The sequence below is a fragment of the Amycolatopsis sp. NPDC058278 genome (assembly GCF_042881395.1).
GTDB lineage: Bacteria > Actinomycetota > Actinomycetes > Mycobacteriales > Pseudonocardiaceae > Amycolatopsis.
This window is the reverse complement of record NZ_JBHVXZ010000218.1, coordinates 1-7,925: the sequence shown is the minus strand read 5'-3', so window position 1 is coordinate 7,925 and position 7,925 is coordinate 1. Positions and strand designations below refer to the sequence as shown.

Below are 7,925 nucleotides of genomic sequence, written 5' to 3'. Positions count from 1 at the left end.
CAGGGCCTGGACCGTCGTCAACGTCGCGTCCGGCGACTACGAGCGGCAGTACGCCCAGGCCGCCGGCGGCGGCTACCTCCTGCACGAGCCGCAGGTCAACGCCTGGTACGCGGTGCACGGCGACGCCGTGACGGTCCTGGACGGCTCGGTCACCGGCCTGGCCGCGGGCACGAAGGTGTCGCTCGAGGACTACCGCACCGCGTTGCACGCGCGGTACGCGGACAAGCTGCCCGGCTCGGCCTACGACCGTGACGGCGCGGGCGGCGGCTACGGCGGCCGCGAACGCGCGGTGCCCGCGGTGGACCCCGGCGACGTGCCGGTGCTGCCGTTCGTGCTCGGCGGTGTCCTCGTGCTGGCGGCGGGCGCGGCCGCGGTGCCGCGGCTGCGGCGCCGGTAGCACGGCGAGGGGCCCGGCGGCAGCGTCCGGCGGGCCCCTTGGCAGCCGATCATGACCAGGTCACAATGCGCCATGCCCGCTTCGCCCGGTGCGCCGCCGGAAGCGGCGCGCCCGGGGCTGAGCGCGCCGGACCTCGCCCTGGTGGAGGCGCTGCAGCGCGACCCGCGAGCGCCGTGGACGCGCATCGCCGCCGCCGTCGGCACCGACGCGACGACGGCGGCGCGCCGCTGGGAGCGGCTGCAGGCCGCCGGGCTGGCCTGGCTCACCGCCTACTCCACCCCGCCGACGACCACGGTCGGCTACGTCGACCTCGCGTGCCGCCCGGACGCGCTGAGCGCCCTGACCCGCGAGCTGTGCGGCTGGCCGTCGGTGTTCAGCGTCGAGCGCACGACCAGCCGGTTCGCGCTGTTCCTCGGCCTGGCCGCCCGCGACCTCGACGCGCTGGACGCGCTGGTCACCGGCCGCATCGGCACCTTGGCCGGGGTGCGGGAGGTCCGCTTCGCCGTCGCGACGCGCGTCTACCGCGAGGGCAGCGGCTGGCTGGTGGACGCGCTCGCCCCCGAACAGCGGGCGGTGCTGGACGACACCGCGGTGCAGGCCCGGCTGGTCGTGCCGCAGCAGTGGAACGACCGGGACCTGCGCGCGCTGGTGGAGTCGCTCGGCGAGGACGGGCGCCGCAGCTACGCGGTGCTGGCCCGCGACTGCGGGATGAGCGAGTCGGCGGTGCGGCGCACGCTGGCGCGGATGCTGCGCAACCACGAACTCGACTTCCGGTGCGACCTCGCGCACGTCCCGGCCGGCTGGCCGGTGATCGCGGGCTACCGCCTCGACGCCCCCGCGACCGAGCTCGACGGCGCCGGCGCGGCGATCGCGCAGCTGCCCGAGACCCGGCTCTCCGCGGCGGTGGTGGGGGAGGGCAACCTCGTCGTGTCGGCGTGGCTGCGGGTGCCGGCCGACTGCACGGCCTACGAGACGCGGCTGGCGGAAGCCGCCCCCGGTGCGCGGGTCCTCGACCGCGCGATCACGCTGCGGATGCCGAAGCGGATGGGCCGGCTGCTCAGCCCGCACGGCCTCGGCGGGCCGCACCAGGCGATCATCCCGGCCCGCTGAAGTATCGTCGGCCGGACCGGCCCCGGGGGAGGACCATGAACCTGCGCGAGACCCTGCACCGCTACGTCGACGACGGCACGCTGCCCGGGGCGGTGGCGATCGTGGACCGGGGCGGCCGGCGGGAGCTCGTGATCGCCGGCTCGGTCGACGTCGAGGGCAGCCGCCCGATGGCCGAAGACACGCTGTTCCGGTTCGCGTCCATCACCAAGCCGATCACCGCGGCCGCCGTGCTGGTGCTGGTGGACGACGGCCGGGTCGCCCTCGACGACCCCATCGGCCGCTGGTTGCCCGAGCTGGCCGAGCCGAAGGTCGTGCGGACGCCGTCGGGCGCGCTCGACGACGTCGTCCCGGCGAAGCGGCCGATCACGGTGTTCGACGTCCTCACCGGCCAGGCCGGCTGGGGCTTCCCGTCGGACTTCACGCTCCCGGCCGTGCAGGCGCTGTTCCCCGTGCAAGGCGACGGCCGGGAGGTGCAGAGCTTCCCCGAGCCCGACGTCTGGCTCGCGCGGCTCGCCCGGGTCCCCCTCGTCCACCAGCCCGGGGAAGCCTGGCTGTACGACACCTGTTCCACGATCCAGGGCCTGCTCGTCGCCCGCGCGTCCGGACAGTCCTTCCCCGAGTTCCTCGCCGAACGGATCTTCGCCCCGCTGGGCATGACCGACACCGGCTTCGTGGCCGCCCCCGGCCGGTCCACCGCCTTCTACAAGAAGGCCGCCGGCGGGCTGGTGCTCGCCGATCCGCCGGACGGCCAGTGGCGCACGATGCCGGCGCTGCCGCTCGGCAACGGCGGCCTCGCCGGGACGGCGGGCGACTGGGTCGCGTTCGGCCGCATGCTGCTGGCCGGCGGCGCCGGCGTGCTCACACCCGAGGCCGTCCGGCTGATGACCACCGACCACACCACCGCGGCGCACCGCGAGGTCGGCGCGCTCTTCCTCGAAGGTCAGGGGTGGGGGATGGGTGGTGCGGTGGACATCGCCGTCACCGAGCCCTGGCACGTCCCGGGCCGGTACGGCTGGGTCGGCGGCACTGGCACCACCGCACACGTCGTCCCGGCCACCGGCACGGTGGCCGTCCTGCTCACCCAGGTCGGCGAGGACAACCCCGTGCCGCCGCGCTGGATGCGGGACTTCTGGCACGCGGCGGCCGCGTAGGGTTCCAGGCGAAGATCGGGCACGCGGAAGGACATGCGGGTGGGCGAGTCGAACTGGGCCGGAAACCTCACTTACGGCGCGGACGCGGTGACCACCCCGCGGACCGTCGACGAGGTGCGGGCCGCCGTCACGGCCGCCACGCACGTCAAAGCCCTCGGGAGCCGGCACTGCTTCAACGACATCGCCGACTCCCCGGGCGGGCTCCTGCTGGACCTGCGCGCCCTCGACGCGGGAGTCGAGCTCGGCGACGGCACCGTGACGGTCGGCGGGTCGGCACGCTACGGCGACTTCGCGCGGCAGCTGCACGACGCCGGGTTCGCCCTGCCGAACCTGGCGTCGCTGCCGCACATCACGGTGGCGGGCAGCGTCGCGACCGGCACCCACGGGTCCGGGCGGCGGCAGCCGGGCCTCGCCGCGGCCGTCTCCGGCATCGAACTGGTCACCGCCGGCGGTGAGCTGCGGACGTTCACCCGCGCCGACGCCGAGTTCCCCGGCCTGGTCGTCGGGCTCGGCGCGTTCGGCGTCGTCACCCGGCTGACCCTCGACGTGGTGCCGGCGTTCGACGTCCGCCAAGACGTCTTCGACGACCTGCCGTGGGAAGCCGCCTACGAGCATTTCGACGAGATCGAAGACGCCGGTTACAGCGTCAGCATGTTCACGAACTGGGCGAACGACGCGATCGACCAGGTGTGGATCAAGAGCCGCGTCGGCGACTTCACCGAGCGCGCCGGCCTGTTCGGCGCGGTGCCCGCCGGCGGTCCGCGCCACCCGGCGCACGCCGCCGGCATCCCGGCGGACAACTGCACCCCCCAGCAAGGGGTGCCGGGCCCGTGGCACGAGCGGCTCCCGCACTTCGCGCTGGCGTTCACGCCGAGCGTCGGGGACGAGCTGCAGTCGGAGTACTTCGTGCCCTACAGCGCTGCCGCCGCCGCGATCCGCGCGGTCCGCGAGATCGGCGACCTCGTCGCGCCACTGCTGCTGGTCTCGGAAATCCGCGCCATCGCGGGCGACGACCTGTGGCTGAGCCCCGGCCACGGCGGTGACCGGGTGGCCCTGCACTTCACGTGGCAACCGCGGCAGCCGGAGGTCGAGGCGGTGCTGCCGGTCATCGAGGAGCGCCTGGCCCCGTTCGGCGCCCGTCCGCACTGGGGCAAGCTCTTCCACGGCGTTCCGGGGGAGTACCCGCGGCTGGCCGAGTTCCGGGCGCTGGCGGAAAGCCTGGATCCGCAGGGCAAGTTCCGCAACCCGTTCCTGAACCGCAACGTCTTCGGGAGCTAGCCCGACGGCGGCGCCGTGGTGGCGCGGACGATGAGGTGGGTGTCCAGCACCTGCGTCGTGTGCTCGTCGGCCTCGCCGTCGAGCAGGCCCAGCAGGATGGTCACCGCCGCGCGGCCCGCCGCCTCCGTCGGCATCGCGATCGTCGTCAGCGGGGGTGCCGAGATCGCCGCGAAGACCAAGTCGTCGAAGCCCACCAGGCTGACCTCGTCCGGCACCGGCACCCCGCGGGCGTTCAGGCGCGCCAGCGCGCCGAAGGCGACCAGGTCGTTGTAGGCGACGATCGCCGTCACGTCCGCGGCCAGCGCCAGGTCCGCGCCCTGCAGGCCGCCCTCGAACACCGGCGGGAACGGGCCGAACTCGACCACGTCCGTGCCGTGCTTCTGCGCGGTCTCCGCCAGGCCCTGCTTGCGGGCCCGGTTCGCCCACGACGCCCGCGGCCCGCCCAGGTAGGCGCAGCGGCGGTGGCCCAGCGCGGCCAGGTGCTCGATGGCCTGGCGCATCCCGTCCGCGGCGTCCATCACGATCGACGGGATGCCGGGCACCTCGCGGTTGAGCAGCACCAGGGTGGTCTGCCCGGCGAGCGCGCGCAGCTGGTCGTCGGTCATGCTCGGGCTGCACAGCACGACACCGTCGACCTGCTTGGCCATCCGCCGCACGAGGTTCTGCTCGGTCGCCGGGTCCTCGTCGCTGTTGGCGAACAGCACCGCGATGTCGTCCTGCCGGGCGCGGGCCTGCACGCCGTTGAGCACGCCGGTGAAGAACGGGTTGCCCAGGTCGGAGACCACGATCCCGATGTGCCCGGTGCGGGCCGCGGGCCCCGGCTGCGGCGCGCCGGCCGCGTGGTACCCCAGCTCGTGCGCGGCGGCCAGCACCCGGGTACGGGTCTGCTGCCGGACCAGGTCCGGGGATGTGAACGCCCGCGACACGGTCGAGATCGACACGTTGGCCCGGCGGGCGACGTCGTGGATCGTCACGGTCAAGGCAACTCCTCGGCAGGCTCCCCCGCAACATCATGGAAACGGCTGAGAGCGTTGTCAACAAATCCTGCAAACCTGCTGCGGTGCGTTGCCACCTGAAGTGGTCTATTCCAGTAAGCGCTATCTCGAAACGCACGCGGCCGTTCGGAGTATTGAGGCATCGATGATTTCGACGCGGCCGCCCTGATGATTGACACGTTTGTCGGGCACACCCTACGGTGGCGACCGGAAGTTTCTCCCAGAGCCTGACCCATTCGTCAGTTCCGCGCGGCCCGCACCGGGTCCCGCCGATCGGAGACCCATGTCGGGGAGCCGGAGCCGCACCGTGGCGGACCCGCCGAGGCTGGCGGTCGTCGGCACGTCCGGCTACGCCTTCAGCTACCTGCACCGTGCGCGGATCCTGCACGACGAAGGCCTGGTCCGGTTCGCCGGCATGGCCGACATCCGGCCGCCGTCGGCCGCCGCCGGCGCGCTGCTGCCACCGGGCGGCACCGCGCACCCGGGTGTCGACGACCTGCTCCGCCGCTGCCGCCCCGACATCACCGTGGTCGCCACCCCGCCGCACGCGCACGTCCAGACCGGCGCCGCGGTGCTGCGGGCGGGCAGTGACCTGCTGCTGGAGACCCCGCCGGTGCTCGACCTCGACGGCTTCACCACGCTGTCGCGGCTGGCCGCGGAGACCGGCGCGGCCTGCCAGACCGGGTTCCAGAGCTTCGGCTCCCCGGTGCTGCCCGTCCTCCGGGCGGCGATCGCGGCCGGCCGGCTCGGCGAAGTGACCGGTGTCGGCGCGGCCGGGGCGTGGATCCGCACCGACGCCTACTACCGCCGCAACCCGTGGGCCGGGCGCCGCTGGCTCGACGGCGAGGCCGTCGTCGACGGCGCACTGACCAACCCGTTCTCCCACGCGGTGGCCACCGCGCTGCTGGTCGGCGGGGTCGCCGGGCGCGACCCGGCGGAGATCGCCCTCGAGCTCTACGGCACCCGCGACATCGAGGCCGACGACACCGCGTGCCTGCGGATCCGGTTCGGCGACGGACCCGAGATCGTCGTCGCCGCTTCGCTGTGCGCCGAGCAGGACCACGAGCCCTACGTCGTGGTGCACGGCGAACGCGGGCGCGCGAAGTTCTGGTACAAGAGCCACCGCCTCGAGATCGACGACGAGCGGTTCCACCTCGGCGAACCGGCCGACCTGCTGCGCAACCTGATCGCCCACCACCTCGACCCGGACGGCGTGCCGCTGCTCGCGCCGCTGGCCGGGACCCGGGCGTTCGCCTCGGTGGTCGAAGCGGTGCGGGACGCACCGTCGCCGTCGCGGATCCCGGCGGGCTGGATCCGCACCGTCGGTGAAGGGGCGAGCCGGCACCCGGTCGTGCGCGGGATCGGCGAAGAGGTCGCCGTCGCCGCGGACCGGCTGGCCCTGTTCTCCGAGATCGGCGTCCCGTGGGCGAGTGCCGCGCGGCGACCGGCAGGCGGCGCGGCCGCCGAACGCACCGGCTAGCGGCTCACCGGTGCTCCTCGCGCTGACGGCCCGGTCATCGACCCGGTTCCGGTAAGCGCTTTCTCGCGCTGCCCTCTGAATGCTGAAAGCGTTGCTGCACAAGGGCTATTGTTCTGAATTGGGCGTTGACACCGGTGTGGCGCACTGCCTACCGTGAGCGCGCTGACAGCGTTTTCAGAAAAGTGCTGACCGGCTGAGGACGGAGAGTTCGATGGGGCGGACAACTGAGCGTAGAACCAAGGGACGGCGGGTCGCCGCGCTGGCCGTGGTGGTCCCGCTGCTGCTGACCGGGGTGGCCGCCTGCGGCTCGGACTCCGGTGGCGGCGGCGACGTGACCATCAATTTCGTCTGGTGGGGCAGCGAAGGGCGGGCGAACCTGACGAAGAAGGCCGTCGAGCTCTTCCAGCAGAAGAACCCGAACATCAAGGTGCAGACGTCGTTCTCGGCGTACGCGGCCTACTGGGAGAAGCTGGCGACGCAGACGGCCGGGGGCAAGCCGCCGGACGTGCTGAACGTCGACAGCCGCTACCTGGCCGAATACGGCGGCCGCAACGTCCTGGCCGACCTCAACTCCGGCGCGGGCAAGGCGATCTCGCTCGCCGACATCAACCCGGAGCTGGCGGCCACCGGCGTCTACCAGGGCAAGCGCTACGCCGTGCCGTGGGCGCAGAACACCCCGGCGATGATCTACGACCCGGCTGCGTTCACGACGGCCGGCGCCGACCCGGCGAAGGGCCTGACCTGGGACCAGTACGCCGAGGCAGCCCAGAAGGTGAGCTCGGCGGGCTCGGCACGCGGGGTGACCGACTTCGGCATCCTCGACACCACGCTGGAGATCTGGCTGCGCCAGCAGGGCAAGCAGTTCTACACCCCCGAGGGCAAGCTCGGCTTCACCGGCGACGACCTGCGCCGCTACTGGCAGCTGGCGAGCAAGTTCCGCGACACCAAGGCCGCGTCGCCCGCCGACGTCACGGCGTCCTACAACACCTCGCCCGAGCAGGCCCCGCTGGGCAAGAAGCTGACCAGCTCGGAGTTCGCCTACGACAACCTGCTGCCGGCGTACCAGAAGGCCAACGGCAAGCCGCTGAACGTGGCGCCGTACCCGAGCGGCGCGAACGGCGACACCGGGCAGTACCGGCGGCCGTCGATGTTCCTGGCCGTGTCCGCGCGCAGCCAGCAGCAGGAGGCGGCGGCGAAGCTCGTCGACTTCCTCGTCAACGACCCCGAGGTCGGCAAGATCGTCGGCACCGACCGCGGCCTCGCGCCGAACCTCAAGGTCCGCGCGCAGCTGGCGGCCGGCGCGTCCGGCAACGACAAGACGCTCTACGACTACGAAGCCGCGCTCGAACCGAAGCTCGGGGCCGCGCCGCCGGTGCCGCCGAAGGGCGCCGGGGCGATCCAGAAGCTGCTGCAGCGCACGTACGAAGAAGTCGCCTTCGGCCGGATGAGCATCGACGACGCGGTCAACCGGTTCATGACCGAAGCCCAGAAGGGACTGTCCTAGCCCATGACGA

At 73.2% G+C, this 7,925-nt stretch carries 6 protein-coding genes and 1 pseudogene; 6 read left to right on the top strand and 1 reads right to left on the bottom strand.

Translation table 11 applies throughout. The features are described from left to right. The 4 genes and pseudogenes from ACFVYA_RS48570 to ACFVYA_RS48555 all read left to right on the top strand — a co-directional run. Positions 1-397 (top strand): annotated as a pseudogene (locus tag ACFVYA_RS48570) (hypothetical protein); the annotation flags it as partial. A gap of 51 nt (positions 398-448) precedes the next feature. Further along, a complete protein-coding gene (locus tag ACFVYA_RS48565; RefSeq protein ID WP_387055283.1) occupies positions 449-1,507 on the top strand; it encodes an Lrp/AsnC family transcriptional regulator in 1,059 nt (352 codons plus the stop codon). Positions 1,508-1,542: 35 nt separating this feature from the next. Next, a complete protein-coding gene (locus ACFVYA_RS48560) occupies positions 1,543-2,658 on the top strand; it encodes a serine hydrolase domain-containing protein (RefSeq protein WP_387055281.1) in 1,116 nt (371 codons plus the stop codon). Positions 2,659-2,691: 33 nt separating this feature from the next. Further along, entirely contained in the window at positions 2,692-3,936 is a 1,245-nt protein-coding gene (locus ACFVYA_RS48555; RefSeq protein ID WP_387055279.1) for an FAD-binding protein, read from the top strand. On the opposite strand, the gene ACFVYA_RS48550 is transcribed toward ACFVYA_RS48555, so the two are convergent. Beyond that, positions 3,933-4,916: a LacI family DNA-binding transcriptional regulator gene (locus ACFVYA_RS48550; protein ID WP_387055277.1), complete on the bottom strand. Its 984-nt coding sequence runs from the start codon at positions 4,914-4,916 to the stop codon at positions 3,933-3,935. The two genes, ACFVYA_RS48555 and ACFVYA_RS48550, sit on opposite strands and share 4 nt — an antisense overlap. Positions 4,917-5,214: 298 nt before the next feature. Between ACFVYA_RS48550 and ACFVYA_RS48545 the strand changes: the two genes are divergently transcribed. Together ACFVYA_RS48545 and ACFVYA_RS48540 are read left to right on the top strand one after the other, a co-directional pair. Then, entirely contained in the window at positions 5,215-6,411 is a 1,197-nt protein-coding gene (locus ACFVYA_RS48545; RefSeq protein WP_387055275.1) for a Gfo/Idh/MocA family protein, read from the top strand. Positions 6,412-6,622: 211 nt separating this feature from the next. Beyond that, the gene (locus ACFVYA_RS48540; RefSeq protein WP_387055273.1) at positions 6,623-7,915 is read left to right on the top strand and encodes an extracellular solute-binding protein; all 1,293 of its coding nucleotides are present in this window, start codon (positions 6,623-6,625) and stop codon (positions 7,913-7,915) included. Positions 7,916-7,925: the final 10 nt, after the last annotated feature.